The sequence below is a fragment of the Pseudomonas sp. R4-15 genome (assembly GCF_055768815.1).
In genome coordinates this window covers 3,487,940-3,507,600 of sequence record NZ_CM147293.1, presented here as the reverse complement: position 1 = coordinate 3,507,600, position 19,661 = coordinate 3,487,940, and the positions used below count along the sequence as shown (strand labels likewise).

Genomic DNA, 19,661 nt, shown 5'->3' with positions numbered 1-19,661 from the left:
TTGATTCACTGACGAAGAAGCGATTGGGTTGATAGACCCGAGCGGTAAACGATTGGGTCTGTAGCTCAGTTGGTTAGAGCGCACCCCTGATAAGGGTGAGGTCGGCAGTTCGAATCTGCCCAGACCCACCAATCGATGGGGCCATAGCTCAGCTGGGAGAGCGCCTGCTTTGCACGCAGGAGGTCAGGAGTTCGATCCTCCTTGGCTCCACCATTTACCACGATTGCTTCGAAAGCTCAGAACTGAGCGCTTTTCCTGAAGAGGGAAGGGTGTTGAGTTCTGGACTTTGCGCCAGAACTGTTCTTTAAAAATTCGGGTTTGTGATAGAAGTGACTGTTTGATTGTTTTCACTGCAATCGAACAGCTCAAGGTAAAATTTGCGAGTTCAAGCGCGAATTTTCGGCGAATGTCGTCTTCACCGCCATACCGAGCGTGCCGAGAGGCAGATTGCTTGGGGTTATATGGTCAAGTGAAGAAGCGCATACGGTGGATGCCTTGGCAGTCAGAGGCGATGAAAGACGTGGTAGCCTGCGAAAAGCTTCGGGGAGTCGGCAAACAGACTTTGATCCGGAGATATCTGAATGGGGAAACCCACCGATCATAAGATCGGTATCTTACACTGAATACATAGGTGTAAGAGGCGAACCAGGGGAACTGAAACATCTAAGTACCCTGAGGAAAAGAAATCAACCGAGATTCCCTTAGTAGTGGCGAGCGAACGGGGACCAGCCCTTAAGCTTCTTGGATTTTAGTCGAACGCTCTGGAAAGTGCGGCCATAGTGGGTGATAGCCCCGTAGACGAAAGGGTCCTTGAAGTGAAAACGAGTAGGACGGCGCACGTGAAACGTTGTCTGAAGATGGGGGGACCATCCTCCAAGGCTAAATACTACTGACTGACCGATAGTGAACCAGTACCGTGAGGGAAAGGCGAAAAGAACCCCGGAGAGGGGAGTGAAATAGAACCTGAAACCGTATGCGTACAAGCAGTGGGAGCCTACTTTGTTAGGTGACTGCGTACCTTTTGTATAATGGGTCAGCGACTTATATTCAGTGGCGAGCTTAACCGTATAGGGGAGGCGTAGCGAAAGCGAGTCTTAATAGGGCGTTTAGTCGCTGGGTATAGACCCGAAACCGGGCGATCTATCCATGAGCAGGTTGAAGGTTAGGTAACACTGACTGGAGGACCGAACCGACTCCCGTTGAAAAGGTAGCGGATGACTTGTGGATCGGAGTGAAAGGCTAATCAAGCTCGGAGATAGCTGGTTCTCCTCGAAAGCTATTTAGGTAGCGCCTCGTGTATCACTGCTGGGGGTAGAGCACTGTTTCGGCTAGGGGGTCATCCCGACTTACCAAACCGATGCAAACTCCGAATACCGGCAAGTGCGAGCACGGGAGACACACGGCGGGTGCTAACGTCCGTCGTGAAAAGGGAAACAACCCAGACCGTCAGCTAAGGTCCCAAAATCCTGGTTAAGTGGGAAACGATGTGGGAAGGCTCAGACAGCTAGGAGGTTGGCTTAGAAGCAGCCATCCTTTAAAGAAAGCGTAATAGCTCACTAGTCGAGTCGGCCTGCGCGGAAGATGTAACGGGGCTCAAACCAGGTACCGAAGCTACGGGTTCATCCTCTGGATGAGCGGTAGAGGAGCGTTCTGTAAGCCTGTGAAGGTGAGTTGAGAAGCTTGCTGGAGGTATCAGAAGTGCGAATGCTGACATGAGTAACGACAATGGGTGTGAAAAACACCCACGCCGAAAGACCAAGGGTTCCTGCGCAACGTTAATCGACGCAGGGTGAGTCGGCCCCTAAGGCGAGGCAGAAATGCGTAGTCGATGGGAAACGGGTCAATATTCCCGTACTTCTAGTTACTGCGATGGGGGGACGGAGAAGGCTAGGCCAGCACGGCGTTGGTTGTCCGTGTTTAAGGTAGTAGGCTGAGATCTTAGGTAAATCCGGGATCTTAAGGCCGAGAACTGATGACGAGTGCTCTTTAGAGCGCGAAGTGGTTGATGCCCTGCTTCCAGGAAAAGCCTCTAAGCTTCAGGTAACTAGGAACCGTACCCCAAACCGACACAGGTGGTCGGGTAGAGAATACCAAGGCGCTTGAGAGAACTCGGGTGAAGGAACTAGGCAAAATGGCACCGTAACTTCGGGAGAAGGTGCGCCGGTGAGGGTGAAGGGTTTACCCCGTAAGCTCATGCCGGTCGAAGATACCAGGCCGCTGCGACTGTTTATTAAAAACACAGCACTCTGCAAACACGAAAGTGGACGTATAGGGTGTGACGCCTGCCCGGTGCCGGAAGGTTAATTGATGGGGTTAGCGCAAGCGAAGCTCTTGATCGAAGCCCCGGTAAACGGCGGCCGTAACTATAACGGTCCTAAGGTAGCGAAATTCCTTGTCGGGTAAGTTCCGACCTGCACGAATGGCGTAACGATGGCGGCGCTGTCTCCACCCGAGACTCAGTGAAATTGAAATCGCTGTGAAGATGCAGTGTATCCGCGGCTAGACGGAAAGACCCCGTGAACCTTTACTGTAGCTTTGCACTGGACTTTGAGCCTGCTTGTGTAGGATAGGTGGGAGGCTTTGAAACGTGGACGCTAGTCTGCGTGGAGCCATCCTTGAAATACCACCCTGGCATGCTTGAGGTTCTAACTCTGCTCCGTTATCCGGAGCGAGGACAGTGTATGGTGGGCAGTTTGACTGGGGCGGTCTCCTCCTAAAGAGTAACGGAGGAGTACGAAGGTGCGCTCAGACCGGTCGGAAATCGGTCGCAGAGTATAAAGGCAAAAGCGCGCTTGACTGCGAGACAGACACGTCGAGCAGGTACGAAAGTAGGTCTTAGTGATCCGGTGGTTCTGTATGGAAGGGCCATCGCTCAACGGATAAAAGGTACTCCGGGGATAACAGGCTGATACCGCCCAAGAGTTCATATCGACGGCGGTGTTTGGCACCTCGATGTCGGCTCATCACATCCTGGGGCTGAAGCCGGTCCCAAGGGTATGGCTGTTCGCCATTTAAAGTGGTACGCGAGCTGGGTTTAGAACGTCGTGAGACAGTTCGGTCCCTATCTGCCGTGGACGTTTGAGATTTGAGAGGGGCTGACCTTAGTACGAGAGGACCGGGTTGGACGAACCTCTGGTGTTCCGGTTGTCACGCCAGTGGCATTGCCGGGTAGCTATGTTCGGAAGAGATAACCGCTGAAAGCATCTAAGCGGGAAACTTGCCTCAAGATGAGATCTCACTGGAGCCTCGAGCTCCCTAAAGGGCCGTCGGAGACTACGACGTTGATAGGCAGGGTGTGTAAGCGTTGTGAGGCGTTGAGCTAACCTGTACTAATTGCCCGTGAGGCTTGACCATATAACACCCAAACAATCTGTGGCCTAGCTGCAGAGGGTGGTGGTGAAGTCGATGTGAACCGAAAGTTCACGCATGAATTCGCAAAAAAGCACTATCACAAACCCGTTTTGGGGTCGCGTCTAAACCACGATACCCCAACCCCATTGCTTGACGACCATAGAGTGTTGGAACCACCTGATCCCATCCCGAACTCAGTAGTGAAACGACATATCGCCGATGGTAGTGTGGAGCTTCTCCATGTGAGAGTAGGTCATCGTCAAGCTTCTATCCCGCCAAACCCCAGCCTGAGCTATCAGGCTGGGGTTTGGTCTTTTTGGGCGGCAGAAAATTTGGTCGTTCTCATTTTGCATCCTTCGTGCGACATTCTTTCTTGATCGTGGTCCAAGCTGAACTCGCGCGAACGTTCGCTGTCGTGCCTGAAGGTTGGTGACTGCAATGCCCGCTTCGTTGAAGTCTGTGGCTTACGCCACGCTGTCGATTCTCTGTCTCTACGGGGGGAATGGATATGCTCGGGGTTTGGACTCGGTATCCCCTGGGGCAATCCATTCTCCACCTCCGGCGTCTGCTGCCCGGCCAGCTAGCCCTCCTGACAGGGGCGCATCGCACTACCAAGGCCGGCCATCGCATAATCCGGGGCCGGGGCGGGCACCTCAGGGCGCCGTAGGCAGCGGGTGGGGAGCTTCTGTCATTCGGCCTCCTGCCCCTCAGATCACGAGACCCAGTCGCAACTGGCAGCCCGAGCATTACCCGTTGAGCCATGAGCGGCCTGGGAGTTATCGACCTGATTGGCCCGTGGCTCATCTTCCCCCTGGCTATCAGCGAATCTTCCATCGGGGCAGCTATTACTACTTCTCGGACGGTTATTGGTACGTCCCGCGGGGTGGCGGTTATGCCGTTACCTCTGTGCCGCCAGGATTGCGTGTCCGCGTTTTGCCGCCCTATGCCGAGCGCCTCTGGATTGCTGGAACCACCTACTACTTGGCTGCCGGGACTTATTACCTGTGGAGTCCCCGTGAGGCTCAATATGAGGTCGTGACATCTCCTTACGAGACGGTAGCTGATACCGGCGAGTTGATGGCCTATCCGATGCAAGGTCAGGATCAGACGAGACAGGACTTCGATCGCTATCAATGCCATCGCTGGGCCGTGGAGCAGTCTGGTTACGATCCCGCCGCATCACGCTTTGCGGGTGGTGAAGGGCCACAGCGTTATCAGCGGGCAATGGCTGCCTGCCTAAGCGGGCGTGGCTATAGCGTGCGCTAGGGCTTCAGTGGCCCTCGCCTAGCTCCAGTCCAGAATCTCCCAGCGTTGCTGCTCGGCATGAGCGCGTAGGTGAGGATCTGGATTCACCGGGTGAGGATGGGGCACCTGCTTCAGTAAGGGCAGGTCATTGCGTGAGTCCGAGTAGAAGTGCGCGCCCTCCAGATCGAGATGTTCCCGTAGCAGCCACTCCCGAAGGCGGGTGACCTTGCCTTCGCGGTAGGTCAATACGCCGCTGGACCTTCCCGTGAGTTGACCATCCGCCAGTTCCACCTCTATCGCGAGCGCTTCGTGGATGCCGAGCAACGCCACTATGGGCTCCACCAGGAAGTTAGCCGATGCGGAGATTGCGAGCAGCCGATCACCCCGTTGACGATGGGTGTCGACGCATTCGCGCGCTTTGTTTCGTATCCGTCCGGCTATCCGCCGCTCGACGAAGGAGGCGACAGCCTCCTTCACGTGCTGCAGGGACCGGCCGGCCAGGGGTTCCAGGCTGAAGGCCATGTAGTCTTCCATCGCCAGGCGACCTGAGGCGTACTCGGCCATCAGTTCCCGGTCCTTGCGCAGGAAGGTCTCCGGCTCGACCCAGCCCAGTTCCGCCATCTCGTGGCTCCAGAGGACGGCGCAGTCACCTTCTATCAACGTGTCGTCCAGGTCGAACAGCGCCAATGCCATCAGGCTACCTCGCACAGTGCTGCGGGATCGATCTCCAGTGCCACACGCTGGCCGCGTGGCAAAAGCTCAGCGGGTGAGCGATTCAACGCATCCACCAGCAACTCGATGCCCAGTGCCTCAACCCGATAGCGGACGACATTGCCGAGCAGGCTATGGCTCTTTATTTCACCCGGAATGCCTTGTTCGGTGATGCGTATGGCCTCTGGACGTATGGCGACCTGGCCGGAGAAGAAGCGTTGCAGCAAGCGCCCGGCGCTCTCGGCATCGAGTAGGTTGTAATTGCCGACGAAGCCTGCAGCGAAGGCGTCCGCCGGAGCGGTGTAGAGGGTTTCCGCGTCACCGCTCTGCACGATCCGCCCCGCGTTCATCAGGAAGATTCGGTCGGAAAGCGTCAGTGCCTCCTCCTGGTCGTGGGTCACGAAGAGCGTGGTCAGTTGCAGCTCCTGCTGGATACGCCGGATCTGTTCGCGCAGGTGCTTGCGAATGCGGGCGTCGAGAGCCGAGAGCGGCTCGTCGAGCAGCAGCAGGCGTGGCCGCGTGACCAGAGAGCGGGCGAGAGCAACGCGCTGGCATTGTCCGCCGGAGAGTTGCGAAGGGTAGCGACTGGCGTAGCCTTCCAGTTCTACCAGTTGCAGGGCTTCATCGACGCGCTTGGACAGCTCGCCTGCGGCGACCTTTTGCATCCGCAAGCCGAAGCCGACGTTTTGCGCCACGCTCATGTTGGGAAAAAGGGCATAGCTCTGGAAGACCATGCCAATGCCGCGTTTCTGCGGCGCCAACGGAAGCAAGGGTTCGCCCTCGAGAAGGATCTGGCCGCCGTCGACGCTGGTTAGTCCTGCAATGCAGCGCAGCAGAGTGGATTTTCCGCAGCCGGACGGCCCGAGCAGGGTGATGAATTCACCACGCTCGATCTCGCAGTCGATATCGCTGAACACCTGGGTGGCGCCGTAGCTCTTGTGCAGCCCTTGGATGCTGAGGTAACTCATTGGGAATCCTCATGGATGACGACGGCGATCGGATCTCGGTTGAGCCGATTGGCGAGCCAGGTGAAAACCAGCACGAAGAAGAAGTAGGAGACCACCAGCGCGCTGCTCAGATGGCCGCTGCCATTGCGCAAGGTGAAGAGGTAGACCTGCAGTGTTTCGTAGCGCGTTCCGACCAGCAGGTTGGCGAAGACGAACTCCCCGAAGAGGAAGCTGAAGGAGAGAAACACCGACACCATCAATCCTTTGCGCAGGTTCGGCAGCAGCACGCACAGTGCTGCGCGTGGAACGCTGGCACCGAGCATCTGCGCCGCATCCATCAGATCACGCAGGTTGATGGCTTGCAGATTGTTACCCAGGGCGCGGTACATGAACGGCAACGCGATGGTGAAGTAGCAGCCGATCAGGATCCAGGGCGTTCCAACCATCGCCAGCGGGCCCGAGCCATAGATCTGCAGCAGTCCCACCGAAGACACCACGGGCGGGATGGCGAACGGCAGCAGGATCAGAATGTTCATCACGGCGTCGAGCCGTGGGAAGTAGTAATGCACCACGAATATCAGCGGCAGGATGAGCAGCAACGAAAGCGCCAGTGCGGCAAAGCACACCAGCAATGACTGGGCAAAGGCCTGCAGGAAGCGAGGCTCGCTCCACAGTTGCAGGTACCAGTCGAGGGTCAGGCCGTCGGGCAGAACGCTGGCCGACCAACTGGTAGCCAGCGAGTAGAGCAGGGTGGCCGCCAGCGGGGTGAGCAGTACGAGGAACAGCACCCATACCACGCAGCGGTGATAGAGGCGCTCAGCGGGCCGCATGTTGATAGCTCCTGCGCAGGATCCATTGGTGGACCAGGGTGATGACCACCATCATGCCGACCAGCACCATGGCCAGTGCGCCGCCAAGGTTCGGATCCAGATTGATGTCTCCCGAGACCAGCGAGGCAATGCGTATCGGCATGATGTTGAAGTTGCCGGTGGTCAATGCGTAGACCGTTGCGTAGGCGCCAAGCGCATTGGCCAGCAGGATCACGAAGGTCCCGATGATCGCCGGCATCAGCACCGGCAGGCCAATGTGTCGCCAGTAGTGCCAGTTACCCGCACCCAGCAGGGCTGCGGATTCCCGCCAGTCTTCGCGCAGGGCATCGAAGGCCGGGTACAGCAGCAGGACGCCGAGTGGAATCTGGAAGTAGGTGTAGATGACGATCAGTCCGCCCTTGGAGTAGAGATTGAAGTCCTCCAGCAGGCCGGCCTGGCGCAACAGCAGCGTCAGCGCACCGTTGAATCCGAGCAGGATGACGAAGGCGAAGGCCAGGGGCACACCGGCGAAGTTGCTCGTCATGTTGGCGAAGGCAGCGACGAAGTCGCGTAGCCGGGAGTCGACCTGGCGCAGCGAATAGCTGCCGACCAGGGCAATCGCCAGCCCCAGCAGGCTCGACCACCAGGCTACCTCCAGGCTGTGCTGGATGGCCTGGCGATAGAAACGTGAGGAGAACACCTTGGTAAAGTTACCCAGGCTCCATTGCCCGCCGACGTCCAGGCTATGCACGGCTACCCAGACCAGTGGGGCGACCTGGAAGGCGGCGAAGAACACCAGGAAAGGCAGCAGGCAGAGCAGGGCGGGCCACTGCCTCGGCCGTGATTGGCGGTGGCTATCGTTCATGCCAGCAACTCCCGGCAGAAGGGTTTCTCATGGGCAATGCCCAGGAGCTCGCAGCAGGTGCCGCACAGCTCCCGTTGCCGTGGTCGCGCCTGGACGTCCAGGCTGAAGGCGTCGCCGATGACGAACAGGGGCACCTGCCGCTCCTCGGGCAGAATGCCGTTATGCGAGCGGTCCGCATTCATCCCGTGGTCGGCCGTCACCAGTACCTGGTAGCCGTCGTCCAGCCAGTCTTGCAGGTGATCGGCCAGCAGCAGGTCGGCACGTCGCGCGGCATTGCGGTACTGCGCGGAATCGATGCCATGGCGATGCCCGGCATCGTCGATATTCATTGGATGCACCAGCAGCAGGTCTGGCGCGTGGCGTCGACGCAAGCTCTCCGCATCGACGAACAGGTGAGAGTCCGGATAGTGGTCTTCGTAGTAGAAGTGGCCGTACTGAATCGGCAGTTCCGGGGCATGGGTGTGGCGGTCGCGCACCGCCTCGAAAGGACTGCGGTTGTACAACTCGCTGACCCAGTGATAAGCCGCGGCGGCGGTAGTCTTGCCGGCTTCGCGTGCCAGGTGGAACAGGCTGCGCTCCCGCGACAGGCGTGAAATGCCGTTGTGCACGATGCCGCTATCGATGGGCTCGACGCCGCTCAGGATGCATTCATAGAGCGGACGGGAGACCGCCGGCAGGGCGCACTCCAACTGATAACGCGCTGCGCGGCCCGCTTCGCACCAGGCGATCAGGTGGCCCATTGCGTGCTGCGCCACCGGGGCGGCGAGCCCATCGAGCACTACCAGTACGACTTTGCGGGACATGCTCGCTCCAAAGCGTACCGGCGGGAGTGCAGCGCACTCCCGCCTGGTGCGTCACATGTTGATGATGACGTTTTCCTGCCATTGTTGCGGAAGCGCCTTGGAGGTCGCCTCCCACGCCTTGGCGTCCTCGATGGGCTTGACCTTGGCGTACTGCTCGTTGGGCAGCAGCATGGACTTCACGTCCTCGGGCAGGCTCAGGTGCTCGGCACGAATCGGCCGGGCGAAGCCGCGGGCCAGGTTGATCTGCCCCGCGTCGCTGAGAATGTACTCGCGTGCCAGCTTGGCGGCGTTGGGATGCTTGGCGTACTTGTTGATGATGGTCGTGTAGCCGGAGATCACCGAGCCGTCGGACGGGATCAACACCTCGAAGCGGGAAGGGTCGATCTGCTGGCGATAGTTCAGGCCGTTGAAGTCCCAGACGATACCGACCTCGACTTCCCCACGCTCCAGCGTCTGGATGGTCGGGTTGGACAGCGACAGGCGCCCCTGCTCGGCGATATCGGCGAAGAAGTCCAGGCCGGGCTGGATGTTCTTCTCGTCGCCGCCATTGGCGATGGCCGCCGCGAGCACCCCATTGACCGCCTGGGCGGCCGCGCTGACGTCACCAATGGCGACCTTGTAGCTGCCCTTGCGCAGGTCGGCCCAGGAGGTGGGAACGTCCTTGACCAGTTGCTTGTTGACGATGAACGCAATGGAGCCGGTGTAGGCGAGCATCCAGTGGCCGTCGGCATCCTTCGCCCAGGCGGGAATCTGTTCCCAGGTCGACGGTTTGTAGGGCTGGGTCACGCCCTGCTGCACGGCAATCGGTCCGAAGGCGGCGCCCACGTCGCCGATATCTGCGCTGGCGTTGTCCTTTTCCGCGGCGAACTTGGCGATCTCCTGGGCCGAGCTCATGTCGGTGTCCATGTGCTTGAGACCGTATTTTTCCCCCAGGTCCTTCCAGGTGTCCTTCCAGTTGGCCCAGCTGTCGGGCATACCGACGCTGTTCACCTCACCTTCGGCGCGCGCAGATTTCTCCAGCGCTGCGACATCCGTCTGAGCCAGTGCGGTGTTGCCCAGGGCAATGGCCGATCCCATCAATGAAGCCAGTAGCAGGCGTTTCATTCCAAGCTCCTCATGTGCTCGTGGAAATCTGGTCTAGGTCAGCAAGACCCAGGCCAAGCTAGCGAGGCGAGGTGACAGTTTGATGTCCAATCTCCGCCAGCAGGACGGAAAAGCCCTCGTGGCAGCGTGCAAAAGCCGCATGGCACGGGGCATGCAGTCCTGCGTGTCATCCAGGCGTCATCTCCGATGGCTAGCCTGCGACGTCGAGTTCTTGCTGTTTTCTGCGCCGCAATGGTGCTGGACTAGACCAGAGGGTTCATCTTGATGCGAAACACGCCCATGCGCGCAGTGACTGCCATCTGCGAAGCCTTGCAGGAACAGATCGCCTGCGGCCTGCTCGCGCCGGGTAGCCGACTCGCCGCCGAGCGGCGCCTGAGCGAGGTCTTCGATACCACCCGCATCACCCTGCGCGAGGCATTGGGGCAACTGGAGGCCCAAGGGCTGATCTACCGGGAGGAGCGGCGCGGTTGGTTCGTCTCTCCGCAGCGAATCGACTACAACCCGCTGGTGCGCAGTCACTTCGATGCGATGGTCCTGGCCCAAGGAAGGCGGCCGCAGACTCAGGTGCTGTCAGCGAGGTTGATGCCGGCCAGCGCGCAGATCTGCCAGCGTCTGGAGCTGGCGGCCCTGTCCCAGGTGATGCAGATTCGTCGCGCACGGCGGGTCGACGAACGACTGGTGCTGTATGTCGAGCACTACCTCAACCCGGCGTATTTTCCCGGGCTGCTGGAGTTCGACCTGAATCACTCGCTGACCGAGTTGTACGCCAGCGAATACGGCATCCGCTATGGCCGCGTACGCTTCGACATGCTGCCCTGCGTACTTACCGCAGAAGCCGCGCTGGCGCTCAATGTCGCCAACGGTAGCCCGGCGCTACGCATCGTGCGGATCAATCGCGACCAGCATGATCGGATCATCGACTGTGATATCGAGTACTGGCGCCAGGACGCCATCCACGTCTGCGTGGAGGTGCCTTAGGGCCTCAGGCGTAGTTTTCCGGCGACAGCTGCCGCTCGACCAGCTCCATGAGGATATGGATGACCTTGATGTGCAACTCCTGGGTGCGGTCGGCGAAATCGCCTCCCGGCGCGCTGATGCACACGTCCGCCAGCGCCTGCAGCGGCGAGCCGGCTTTACCGGTGAGGGCGATGACCTTCATGCCCAGTGCTCGCGCCGCTTCGGCGGCGCGCATCACATTGGGGCTCTTGCCGCTGGTACTGATGGCCAGCAGTACGTCGCCTTCACGGCCATGGGACTCGACGTAGCGCGAGAAGATGTACTCGTAGCCGAAGTCGTTGGCCACGCAACTGATGTGGCTCGGATCGCTGATCGAGACGGCGGCGATGCCGGGGCGATTCTTGCGGTAGCGGCCGGTGAGCTCCTCGGCGAAGTGCATCGCATCGCACATGGAGCCGCCGTTGCCGCAGGAGAACGCACGGCCGCGCTGGCGGAAGCTGGCGACCAGCAACTCGCCGGCCTGCTCGATGTCGCGCAGGTTGCGTTCGTTGGCGAGAAAAGCGGCCAGCGCGCGCTGGGCCTCTTCGAGGCTGTTGCGAATGTGCTCGATCAAGAGCGGCTCCTCGTATCAGGGCAGGTCATGGCTGGCATAGAACGCTGCCAGCACCTTCACCAGGTGCGCCAGGTCATGGCTGCCGGCCAGCTCGCGGATCGAATGCATGGCGAAGGTCGGCAGGCCGATATCGACGGTGCGGACACCGACACGACTGGCGGTGATCGGTCCGATGGTCGAGCCGCAACCCATGTCGCTGCGGGTCACGAAACTCTGCACCGGCACCTCGTTCTCCAGGCACAGATGGCGGAAGAATCCGGCCGTCTCGCTGCTGGTGGCGTAGCGCTGGTTGCTGTTGATCTTGATCACCGGTCCGGCGTTGAGCTTGGGGCCGTGATTGCTGTCGTGCTTGCTCGCGTAGTTGGGGTGTACGGCGTGGGCGTTGTCGGCGGAAACCAGCAACGAGCGTTGCACGCAGCGCACGCGATCCTCAGGGTTGGGCAGCAGGCGTTGCAGCACATCCTCGAGCAGCGGACCATCGGCGCCGCAGCAGGAGGCGGAACCGACTTCCTCGTGGTCAGTGCAGACCAGCAGGCAGCTCTCTTCGCCATCGCCACCGAGCAGCGCGCTAAGGCCGGCATAGCACGAGAGCAGATTATCCAGGCGGGCACCGGCGATGAAGTCGCCGTGCAGGCCGATGCGTGCCGCCGGCTGGGTGTCGTAGAACGACAGCTCGAAGTCCAGCACGCTGTCGGCGGCGAGGCCGTGCTCCGCAGCCAACTGCTCGGCGAGCAGGCCGCGGAAGTCCACGGGCTCATCGCCGGGTAGCTGCGCGAGGATCGGAGGCAGTTCGTTCTGCGCGTTGATCGCCCAGCCCTGATTGGCTTCGCGATTGAGGTGGATGGCCAGATTGGGGATCACCGCGATAGGCGCGCGGAAGTCGATCAGTTGGCTTTCTACGCGGCCCGCGGTGCGGTAGGTCACACGACCGGCCAGCGACAGGTCGCGGTCGAACCAGGGCGCCAGCAGCGCGCCGCCGTAGACTTCCACGCCTAGCTGCAGAAATCCCTGGCGCTGGATCTCGGGATGCGGTTTGACGCGCAGACAGGGGCTGTCGGTATGCGCGCCGACCAACCGCAGACCCGCCTCGGCGAGCGGGCGGCGGCCGAGACGGAAGGCGATCAGCGAGGAGTCGTTACGGGTCACGTAGTAGCGGCCGCCGGCGTCCAGGCGCCAGGGTTCGCGTTCGTCCAGCGGCTGGTAACCTGCCGCTTCCAGGCGCAGCGCCAGGCTGCGGGTGGCGTGGAAAGGGGTGGGGGAGGACCCGAGGAAATCGATCAGGCCCTGGTTCAACTCGTCACGCATGGGGGGCTCCACTACAGCAATGGCGCCAGTCTAGCGCACCCGGGGGATCGCCCGCAGTTCCAATCGCCGCTCAGAAGGGCGCCGGGCTGGTGAAGCGCAGACGCTCGCCGCTGAGCGGGTGGGTGAGCGCGAGCATGCTGGCGTGCAGGCACAGGCGTGGACGTAGGGCGAGCGCTTCGGGATTGGCGTACAGGCCGTCGCCCAGCAGCGGATGGCCGATGGAGAGCATGTGTACGCGTAGTTGGTGCGAGCGGCCGGTGACCGGGGTCAGCTCGACCCGGGCGTGATCGCCGTGGCGTTCCAGCACGCGCCAGAAGGTCAGCGCGTGCTTGCCTTGCTCGTGGTCCACCACATGCCGCGGTTTGGTCGGTGGATCGTAGCGCAGCGGCAGTTCGATACGTCCGCTGTCGGTTTCCGGTTCTCCCCAGCACAGGGCGGTGTAGGCCTTCTCCGTCTCGCGATCGTGGAATTGCCGGGAGAGTTCGCGATGGCTGTCGGCATCCCGCGCGAGGACGATCAGCCCCGAGGTCTCCCAGTCCAGGCGATGGACGATGCGCGCCTCGGGATAGCCATTCTCCTGCAGGCGGGTCACCAGGCAGTCGCGGTTGTCCTCGGCGCGGCCGGGTACCGAGAGCAGCAGCGTCGGCTTGGAGAGGACCAACAGGGCGTCGTCCACGTGGATGAATTCGATCTGCGAAAGCGGCATGGGGCGTTCTGGGGCTGGAAAAAACAACGGCGGCCAATCGGCCGCCGCATGGGCTCGGTAGGGCGCTCAGCGATCCGGCAGCGTGACGTTGAGCTCGAGGATCGAGCATCCGCCCTGGTCCTCGAGAGCGACCTGGACCTGGTCCTGCTCGATGTTCACGTACTTGCGGATGACTTCCACCAGCTCCTTCTGCAGGGCGGGCAGGTAGTCGGGCTGGGTGCGCTGGCCACGTTCGTGGGCAACGATGATCTGTAGACGCTCTTTCGCGATGGAAGCCGGCGTGGTCTTCTTGCGCTCGCGGAAGAACTCAAAAATATTCATTCGCGACCTCCGAACAGGCGTTGCAGGAAGCCCTGCTTTTTCACGTCGAGGAAGCGGTGCGCGACGTCCTTGCCGAGCAGGCGGTCGACCGCATCGCTGTAGGCTTGGCCCGCATCGCTCTGGTCATCGAGGATCACCGGGATACCCTGGTTGGACGCCTTGAGCACCGCCTGGGATTCGGGGATCACGCCGAGCAGGCGGATGGAGAGGATTTCCTCGACGTCTTCGACGCCGAGCATCTCGCCCTTGGACACGCGCTCAGGGTTGTAGCGGGTGAGCAGCAGATGCTCCTTGATCGCGTCCTGGCCGTTCTCGGCGCGTCGGGACTTGCTGGCCAGCAGGCCGAGCATACGGTCCGAGTCACGCACCGAGGAGACTTCAGGGTTGGTGACCACGATCGCCTCGTCGGCGAAGTACATGGCCAGGTGCGCGCCTTTTTCGATGCCGGCAGGGGAGTCGCAGATCACGTATTCGAAGGTTTGTGCGAGTTCATCGATGACCTTGCCCACGCCTTCCAGGGTCAGCGCGTCCTTGTCGCGGGTCTGGCTCGCGGCAAGCACGTAGAGGTTTTCCAGGCGCTTGTCCTTGATCAGTGCCTGGCCAAGGCTGGCCTCACCGTTGATGACGTTGACGAAGTCGTACACCACGCGGCGTTCGCAGCCCATGATCAGGTCGAGGTTCCGCAGGCCGACGTCGAAGTCGACGATGACGGTCTTGTGCCCGCGCAGGGCGAGGCCGGTACCGAGGGCGGCGCTGGTGGTGGTCTTGCCGACGCCGCCTTTGCCGGATGTGACTACGAGGATCTTGGCCAAGATGATTCACCCCAAAGAAATAAAGATCGGCATCCGACAGCACGGACGGGACGCCTTCAGATAGCGTTTTGATAGCGGCCCAGAGCCGTACGCGGCGGCCTGCAGGCCTTGAAAATTCGCGGCAGTATCCGTTAAAGCCGTTTGATGTTCAACACGTCGCCAGCCAGCGAAACCTGCACGGCGCAGCCCCATGCGGGATCGCGTCGCAGGTCCTCGGCGACCTTGTAGCGACCCGCCACCGAAAGCATTTCGGCAGCCATCTGCTGGCAGAAGATGCGCGCCTTGGCATCGCCCTTCACGCCGGCCAGTGCCCGTCCGCGCAGCGGGGCGTAGACATGGATGTTGCCATCGGCGAGAAGTTCCGCACCCGGACTGACGGCGGCCAACACCACCAGGTCGCCACCAGCGGCATAGATCTGCTGGCCGCCGCGCACCGGCGTGGTGACGATGCGGGTCGGTTGCACCACCGGTTCCGCCGGCGCGGGCGCTGCGCTTTCCTTCGGCGCGGCGGCGGCGGCCGGAGCCGGCGCAGGGTCGATGGGGCGTTCACGGGCACCGGAGGGCGGCAGGACGGGAAGGTCGAGTGCTTCGGCGGCCGCGATGTCTTCGGCGCGGCTGGCGCGGACCGCCAGGGTACGCAGCCCGTGCCGGCGGCAGACCTGCATCAGTTGCGCCAGGTCGAGGGTTCCCTCGCCGCCGCGCAGCTTGTCCAGCGCCAGCACCAGTGGCGTATTACTGAAAAAAGCCGGGGCTTGCGCCACCTTGGCTTCGAGTTGGCGCTCCAGGCGCTCCAGGTCATTGTGTGCCAGTTCCATCACGGTAATGGCGAGCATGCTGCCTTTGAGCTGAAAGGCGGGGTCCTGGTCGAGGAGGTCGGCTTGGCTCATGGATCGGCCCATTGCGGAGAATGGCGTGGACTTATAAACGGATCGACTGGCAGCGGCAAGCGTGCCGGACGGATGCCGACGCCTTGCTTTACACTATCGGGCCCCGATCCTCATGGACCGCTCATGGACCGCCCGCGTTTTCACCGCTACTTCCTGCATCCGCGTTTCTGGCCTCTGTGGCTGGGCCTGGGGGCGCTCTGGTTGCTGGTGCAACTGCCGTACACCTGGCTGCTGGGGCTGGGGCGCGCACTGGGTGCGCTGATGTATCGCGCCGCCGGCTCGCGCCGCCGCATCGCTCGGCGCAACCTCGAGCTCTGTTTTCCGCAACTGTCGGTCAACGAGCGCGAACGCCTGCTGAGGGAGAACTTCGCTTCGACCGGTATCGCCTTCTTCGAAATGGCGATGAGTTGGTGGTGGCCGCGCGCGCGCCTGGCCAAGTTGGCGCACATCGAGGGACTGGAGCATCTGGATGCCGTGCAGGCCGAAGGACAGGGCGTGATCCTCATGTCCCTGCATTTCACCACCCTGGAGATCGGCGCGGCGCTGCTGGGGCAGCAACGCACCATCGACGGCATGTATCGCGAGCACAAGAACCCGGTCTTCGACTTCGTGCAGCGGCGCGGACGCGAGCGGCACAACGCGGATGCCACGGCCATCGAACGCGAGGACGTGCGTGCCATGCTCAAGGTGCTGCGCGCCGGGCGCGCCATCTGGTACGCACCCGACCAGGATTACGGTGCCAAGCAGAGCCTGTTCGTTCCGCTGTTCGGTATTCCCGCGGCGACGGTCACCGCCACCAGCAAGTTCGCTCGGCTCGGGCGCGCGCGTGTCGTGCCCTTCACCCAGCAGCGCCTGGCGGATGGCTCCGGCTACCGGATGGTGCTGCACCCGCCGTTGGAAGACTTCCCCGGCGAGAGCGAAGAGGCCGATTGCCGGCGCATCAACGCCTGGGTCGAAATGGTGGTTGGCGCCTTGCCCGAGCAATACCTGTGGGCCCACCGGCGCTTCAAGTCGCGTCCGGCGGGCGAGCCTTCGCTATACCGGCGTTAGGGTTCCATCACGGTAATCACGTAGCGCCTGTTCGATTTCCTCGCGGCTGTTCATGACGAACGGACCGTACTGGACGATGGGCTCGCGCAGCGGTGTACCGGCGACCAGCAATACGCTGGCGCCCGTCGTACTGGCGATGCTTAGCGAGCCCTGGTCGCCGAAGCGCAACAGCTGCCCTTTGTGCCCGTGGCTGCCATCCTCCAGGGTGATTTCCCCTTCGTAGACGTACAGCAGTAGGCGTTGTCCATCGGCGATCCGTGGGCTGACCTGGCTGCCGGCGGGCAATTGCAGGTCATAGAGTTGCGGGACGGTAACCGGCCGCTGCACGGCGCCGTCCTGGCTCACCTGGCCGTCCTCGAAGCGTCCGGCGATGACCTTGACCTGCACCCCGCCAGCGGTGCTCAGGCGCGGTATTTCGTCGGGTGCATAGTCGCGATAGTCCGGGGCATCGAGCTTGGACTTGGCTGGCAGGTTCAACCACAGCTGGAAGCCACGCATCAGACCTTCCTTCTGCTGCGGCATCTCGCTGTGGATCACGCCACGGGCGGCAGTCATCCACTGCACGCCGCCATCTTCGAGAAGGCCGACGTTGCCCATGTGGTCTTCGTGGCGCATGCGCCCGGCGAGCATGTAGGTGATGGTCTCGAAGCCGCGGTGCGGGTGTGGCGGGAAGCCGGCGATGTACTGGTCCGGGTCGTCCGAGCCGAACTCGTCGAGCATCAGGAATGGATCGAAGCGCTCCGGGGCAGGGCCGCCGAACACCCGGGTAAGGGTGACGCCGGCCCCGTCGGAGGTGGGGCGTCCGGTCTGTACGTCGAGCAGGGTGCGTGCGCTCATGTCGATTCTCCTCATCTGGAATGACCTCATTCTATTGAGGTTGAATCGATGGATGGGCGCTAATTTTCTCTCAAACCTATCGGTCTGATCGATGTTTATTGCTCTACCTGCAGCTGCCGCGCGCGGCGGTACACGTAGCGCACCTTCTCGTACTCGAACGGCGAATTGAGCTGACCATAGCGGAAGTTGGTGACGTAGCGGGCGTTGACCGCGCGCAGCACCATCAACTCAGGGTGGTCTTCGCTGAGGTCGGTGTAGTTGAGGAAGTTGATCTCCCGCTCCAGGCCGAAGTCGGCGAGGCGTCCACCGGCATCGCGCAGGCTGGAGGGCCCGAGTACCGGCAGGATGAGGTAGGGGCCGGCGCCCAGGCCGTAGTGGCCGAGAGTCTGGCCGAAGTCCTCGCTCTGCTTGGGCAGACCCATGCGGGTCGCCGGGTCCCATAGGCCGAGCACGCCGAAGGTGGTGTTGAAGAGAATGCGCGCCGTGGCGTTCATGGCGCGCTTGCCCTTGAGCTGCAGCAGGCTGTTGACCAGGGTGGAGACTTCCCCAAGGTTGCTGAAGAAGTTGCTGACCCCCGTGCGCACTACGCGCGGTGTGACGTATTCGTAGCCATGCACCACCGGCAGCATGACCCACTCGTCGAGGCGATAGTTGAAGTGGTACATGCGTCGGTTGAAACCTTCCCAGGGGTCGTAGACCTCCAGGGCCTCGAAGGTGGCGCGTTCGAACTCGTGCTGGTTCAGGCCTGGATTGAAGCGCAGCTTTTCCAGCGGCTGGGTGAAGCCCTCGTCGTTGCCCAGCGGCGTTTCGGCAGGTTGCTGGGCCTGCGCCAGCGGCGTGCCCAGGGCCAGGGCCAGGCACAACAGCGAGGCCGGCCGACGAAGGAAGGCGGAGCGGGGAGAATGAATGCGCATGTTCTAGTCCTTCAGAGCGTCGAGCATGGCCTGGGCGTTGACCCGATAGTTCAGGTTTCCACAGTGCCCGCCATAGGGGTAGACGGTCAGTCGATCGCCCAGGGTCTGACGCAGGAAGGTCAGGTCGCCGGGGCCGAGGATGAGATCGTCGGCGTTATGCATGACGCGAATGCGCGGACTGTCGTGCAGATACTCCTGCAGCGACGTCAGGCTCAGTTGGTAGACCATCTGCGAGAAGCTGCCCTCGCCATGCAGGCGATGCCATAGCGGGATCAACTGCTGGTTCATGTAGCAGTCGAAGTCGCAACGCATCGCTCGCTTGAAGTAGGGCGTCAGGCTGGTGCCTTCGCCAATGGGCGTGCCCGGTGGGATGATCAGGCCGCGGCGGTTGATCAGGTCGGAAGTGAAGGCGATATCCGCCGCGGAAAAGCGGAAGGATGTGCCGATCAGCATGGCCATCTGCTCGTCGCTCAGGCGCTCTGGGGAGCGCTGGAAGTCATAGAGCATCGCCTCGTTGAGATCGAGATAGCCGCGATCCTGGAAGTAGCGGGTGAGCTTCTGCAGCATCAGCTCATAGAAGGTGGTGGTGCTGTCCACACCCTTGACCTGGGTTTGTACCAGGCGGTCGAGGTTGGTGATCGAGGTGTACAGGTTCACGGGCGGGTTGAGCATCAGCACGCGCTTGAAGTTGAACGCGCGGCGTTCCTCATCCAGCTTGCTGACGAACGCGGCGTGCAGTCCGCCCAGGCTGTAGCCGACCAGGTAATAGTCGCTAACCGGCAGGTCGGGATGGTTGGCGCGCACCGCCTGCATGACTCGATAGAGATCGTCCGCGTCCTCGCTGGTCAAGCCGGGCGTCGCCCAGCGCGAGGCGGAGGCCATGAAGTCGTAGCTGGTCGGTGAGGACAGCTGCACGACGTGGTAACCGGCCTGCCAATAGAGTTTCTTCAGATACTCCATGGTGCTGTTGCGGTAGTTCGACCCGGTGCCGGCGATGATGAACACCAGCGGCGCTTCATGATCCTGCCAGGCCAGGCGGTAGTGCAGCTTCTTCACCGCCCAGAAGTTGTCCGGCAGGCGGTATTCGCGCTCGGGCCGCAGTAGCAGACCATAGTCGCGCTGAGTGATGCTGCCGTCGTCCGGGAGTTCCGGACGCAACTGCGGCGGTGTGGTCGCGATGGTCGCTTCGAACGGGTCGTGCAGGGGGAAGCCGTAGTCCTGCGGGGCGAGATCGGCGGCCTGCGCCGAGGCGCCCAGCAGCAGGCCGCAGAGCAGCGTCATCAATGGAATGCGGAGCATGCTTGATCCTTCATGCAAGGCGGGGGAGCCGGAAACTCAGACAACGGCGGTTCGCGCAAAGTGCCATTCCTGAGGGCGCCTGGACAAGCAGGAGCTTCGCATCACAGTGTTTCAGCGGCGTGGCG

At 61.7% G+C, this 19,661-nt stretch carries 18 protein-coding genes, 2 tRNA genes and 2 rRNA genes; 7 read left to right on the top strand and 15 right to left on the bottom strand.

Going from position 1 to position 19,661, the window contains the following annotated elements; genetic code table 11:
• Positions 1-54 precede the first annotated feature (54 nt).
• The 5 genes from ACYRGX_RS16715 to ACYRGX_RS16695 all read left to right on the top strand — a co-directional run bounded on the left by ACYRGX_RS16715 (position 55) and on the right by ACYRGX_RS16695 (position 4,617).
• A tRNA-Ile gene (locus ACYRGX_RS16715) sits at positions 55-131 on the top strand.
• Positions 132-137: 6 nt separating this feature from the next.
• Positions 138-213, top strand: a tRNA-Ala gene (locus tag ACYRGX_RS16710).
• A 250-nt stretch (positions 214-463) separates the two neighbouring features.
• Positions 464-3,354 (top strand): 23S ribosomal RNA (locus ACYRGX_RS16705).
• Between the two features lie 146 nt (positions 3,355-3,500).
• A 5S ribosomal RNA gene (rrf, locus tag ACYRGX_RS16700) occupies positions 3,501-3,616 on the top strand.
• A gap of 530 nt (positions 3,617-4,146) precedes the next feature.
• Positions 4,147-4,617: a DUF6515 family protein gene (locus ACYRGX_RS16695; RefSeq protein WP_473053576.1), complete on the top strand. Its 471-nt coding sequence runs from the start codon at positions 4,147-4,149 to the stop codon at positions 4,615-4,617.
• Positions 4,618-4,635: 18 nt separating this feature from the next.
• Here ACYRGX_RS16695 and ACYRGX_RS16690 read toward each other — a convergent pair whose 3' ends face one another.
• Genes ACYRGX_RS16690 through ACYRGX_RS16665 form a run of 6 tightly spaced genes read right to left on the bottom strand, consistent with a single transcriptional unit; the run spans position 4,636 to position 9,835 of the window.
• Positions 4,636-5,289 carry an HAD family hydrolase gene (locus ACYRGX_RS16690; RefSeq protein ID WP_473053575.1) on the bottom strand — a complete coding sequence of 218 codons (654 nt, stop codon included), beginning with the start codon at positions 5,287-5,289 and terminating at the stop codon, positions 4,636-4,638.
• Positions 5,289-6,275, bottom strand: coding sequence for an ABC transporter ATP-binding protein (locus tag ACYRGX_RS16685; protein WP_473053574.1), 987 nt, complete (start codon positions 6,273-6,275; stop codon positions 5,289-5,291). The genes ACYRGX_RS16690 and ACYRGX_RS16685 overlap by 1 nt, the downstream gene beginning before the upstream one ends.
• Positions 6,272-7,084 (bottom strand): ABC transporter permease, encoded by an 813-nt coding sequence (locus tag ACYRGX_RS16680; protein WP_473053573.1) that lies wholly within the window; start codon positions 7,082-7,084, stop codon positions 6,272-6,274. The genes ACYRGX_RS16685 and ACYRGX_RS16680 overlap by 4 nt, the downstream gene beginning before the upstream one ends.
• Complete coding sequence (locus ACYRGX_RS16675; protein ID WP_473053572.1) at positions 7,071-7,928, bottom strand: ABC transporter permease; 858 nt, start codon at positions 7,926-7,928, stop codon at positions 7,071-7,073. Before ACYRGX_RS16675 ends, ACYRGX_RS16680 begins: the two co-directional genes overlap by 14 nt.
• Entirely contained in the window at positions 7,925-8,731 is an 807-nt protein-coding gene (locus tag ACYRGX_RS16670; protein WP_473053571.1) for an alkaline phosphatase family protein, read from the bottom strand. Before ACYRGX_RS16670 ends, ACYRGX_RS16675 begins: the two co-directional genes overlap by 4 nt.
• A gap of 51 nt (positions 8,732-8,782) precedes the next feature.
• A complete protein-coding gene (locus ACYRGX_RS16665) occupies positions 8,783-9,835 on the bottom strand; it encodes an ABC transporter substrate-binding protein (protein WP_473053570.1) in 1,053 nt (350 codons plus the stop codon).
• A 264-nt stretch (positions 9,836-10,099) separates the two neighbouring features.
• Here ACYRGX_RS16665 and ACYRGX_RS16660 point away from each other — a divergent pair, with 264 nt between their 5' ends.
• On the top strand, positions 10,100-10,813 hold the full coding sequence (locus tag ACYRGX_RS16660) for a UTRA domain-containing protein (protein WP_473053569.1): 714 nt from the start codon (positions 10,100-10,102) through the stop codon (positions 10,811-10,813).
• A 4-nt stretch (positions 10,814-10,817) separates the two neighbouring features.
• Here ACYRGX_RS16660 and lpcA read toward each other — a convergent pair whose 3' ends face one another.
• The 6 genes from lpcA to minC form a co-directional block, all read right to left on the bottom strand.
• A complete protein-coding gene (lpcA, locus tag ACYRGX_RS16655) occupies positions 10,818-11,405 on the bottom strand; it encodes a D-sedoheptulose 7-phosphate isomerase (protein ID WP_473053568.1) in 588 nt (195 codons plus the stop codon).
• Between the two features lie 15 nt (positions 11,406-11,420).
• Entirely contained in the window at positions 11,421-12,710 is a 1,290-nt protein-coding gene (locus ACYRGX_RS16650) for a M18 family aminopeptidase (protein WP_473053567.1), read from the bottom strand.
• Between the two features lie 70 nt (positions 12,711-12,780).
• The gene (locus ACYRGX_RS16645; protein WP_473053566.1) at positions 12,781-13,416 is read right to left on the bottom strand and encodes an RluA family pseudouridine synthase; all 636 of its coding nucleotides are present in this window, start codon (positions 13,414-13,416) and stop codon (positions 12,781-12,783) included.
• Positions 13,417-13,482: 66 nt separating this feature from the next.
• Positions 13,483-13,737 (bottom strand): cell division topological specificity factor MinE, encoded by a 255-nt coding sequence (gene minE, locus ACYRGX_RS16640; RefSeq protein WP_473053565.1) that lies wholly within the window; start codon positions 13,735-13,737, stop codon positions 13,483-13,485.
• On the bottom strand, positions 13,734-14,549 hold the full coding sequence (gene minD / locus ACYRGX_RS16635; protein ID WP_473053564.1) for a septum site-determining protein MinD: 816 nt from the start codon (positions 14,547-14,549) through the stop codon (positions 13,734-13,736). Before minD ends, minE begins: the two co-directional genes overlap by 4 nt.
• Positions 14,550-14,680: 131 nt before the next feature.
• Positions 14,681-15,436: a septum site-determining protein MinC gene (gene minC / locus ACYRGX_RS16630; RefSeq protein ID WP_473053563.1), complete on the bottom strand. Its 756-nt coding sequence runs from the start codon at positions 15,434-15,436 to the stop codon at positions 14,681-14,683.
• Positions 15,437-15,559: 123 nt separating this feature from the next.
• On the opposite strand from minC, the gene ACYRGX_RS16625 reads away from it, so the two are divergent.
• Positions 15,560-16,486: a lipid A biosynthesis lauroyl acyltransferase gene (locus tag ACYRGX_RS16625; protein ID WP_473053562.1), complete on the top strand. Its 927-nt coding sequence runs from the start codon at positions 15,560-15,562 to the stop codon at positions 16,484-16,486.
• Here ACYRGX_RS16625 and ACYRGX_RS16620 read toward each other — a convergent pair.
• The 3 genes from ACYRGX_RS16620 to ACYRGX_RS16610 form a co-directional block, all read right to left on the bottom strand.
• Entirely contained in the window at positions 16,472-17,323 is an 852-nt protein-coding gene (locus tag ACYRGX_RS16620; RefSeq protein WP_473053561.1) for a pirin family protein, read from the bottom strand. The two genes, ACYRGX_RS16625 and ACYRGX_RS16620, sit on opposite strands and share 15 nt — an antisense overlap.
• Before the next feature lie 95 nt (positions 17,324-17,418).
• A complete protein-coding gene (locus ACYRGX_RS16615; protein WP_473053560.1) occupies positions 17,419-18,237 on the bottom strand; it encodes an MlaA family lipoprotein in 819 nt (272 codons plus the stop codon).
• Positions 18,238-18,240: 3 nt separating this feature from the next.
• On the bottom strand, positions 18,241-19,536 hold the full coding sequence (locus ACYRGX_RS16610) for an alpha/beta fold hydrolase family protein (protein ID WP_473053559.1): 1,296 nt from the start codon (positions 19,534-19,536) through the stop codon (positions 18,241-18,243).
• Between the last annotated feature and the right edge of the window lie 125 nt (positions 19,537-19,661).

What these genes read in the sequence shown, in the direction of transcription:
- ACYRGX_RS16665 (WP_473053570.1), bottom strand. Translation starts at nt 9,835, where the DNA reads ATGAAACGCCTGCTACTGGCTTCATTGATGGGATCGGCCATTGCCCTG.
- ACYRGX_RS16690 (WP_473053575.1), bottom strand. Translation starts at nt 5,289, where the DNA reads ATGGCATTGGCGCTGTTCGACCTGGACGACACGTTGATAGAAGGTGAC.
- ACYRGX_RS16675 (WP_473053572.1), bottom strand. Translation starts at nt 7,928, where the DNA reads ATGAACGATAGCCACCGCCAATCACGGCCGAGGCAGTGGCCCGCCCTG.
- ACYRGX_RS16660 (WP_473053569.1), top strand. Translation starts at nt 10,100, where the DNA reads ATGCGAAACACGCCCATGCGCGCAGTGACTGCCATCTGCGAAGCCTTG.
- ACYRGX_RS16610 (WP_473053559.1), bottom strand. Translation starts at nt 19,536, where the DNA reads ATGCTCCGCATTCCATTGATGACGCTGCTCTGCGGCCTGCTGCTGGGC.
- ACYRGX_RS16645 (WP_473053566.1), bottom strand. Translation starts at nt 13,416, where the DNA reads ATGCCGCTTTCGCAGATCGAATTCATCCACGTGGACGACGCCCTGTTG.
- ACYRGX_RS16620 (WP_473053561.1), bottom strand. Translation starts at nt 17,323, where the DNA reads ATGAGCGCACGCACCCTGCTCGACGTACAGACCGGACGCCCCACCTCC.
- ACYRGX_RS16625 (WP_473053562.1), top strand. Translation starts at nt 15,560, where the DNA reads ATGGACCGCCCGCGTTTTCACCGCTACTTCCTGCATCCGCGTTTCTGG.
- ACYRGX_RS16680 (WP_473053573.1), bottom strand. Translation starts at nt 7,084, where the DNA reads ATGCGGCCCGCTGAGCGCCTCTATCACCGCTGCGTGGTATGGGTGCTG.
- minE (WP_473053565.1), bottom strand. Translation starts at nt 13,737, where the DNA reads ATGAATATTTTTGAGTTCTTCCGCGAGCGCAAGAAGACCACGCCGGCT.
- ACYRGX_RS16685 (WP_473053574.1), bottom strand. Translation starts at nt 6,275, where the DNA reads ATGAGTTACCTCAGCATCCAAGGGCTGCACAAGAGCTACGGCGCCACC.
- ACYRGX_RS16615 (WP_473053560.1), bottom strand. Translation starts at nt 18,237, where the DNA reads ATGCGCATTCATTCTCCCCGCTCCGCCTTCCTTCGTCGGCCGGCCTCG.
- minC (WP_473053563.1), bottom strand. Translation starts at nt 15,436, where the DNA reads ATGAGCCAAGCCGACCTCCTCGACCAGGACCCCGCCTTTCAGCTCAAA.
- ACYRGX_RS16670 (WP_473053571.1), bottom strand. Translation starts at nt 8,731, where the DNA reads ATGTCCCGCAAAGTCGTACTGGTAGTGCTCGATGGGCTCGCCGCCCCG.
- ACYRGX_RS16650 (WP_473053567.1), bottom strand. Translation starts at nt 12,710, where the DNA reads ATGCGTGACGAGTTGAACCAGGGCCTGATCGATTTCCTCGGGTCCTCC.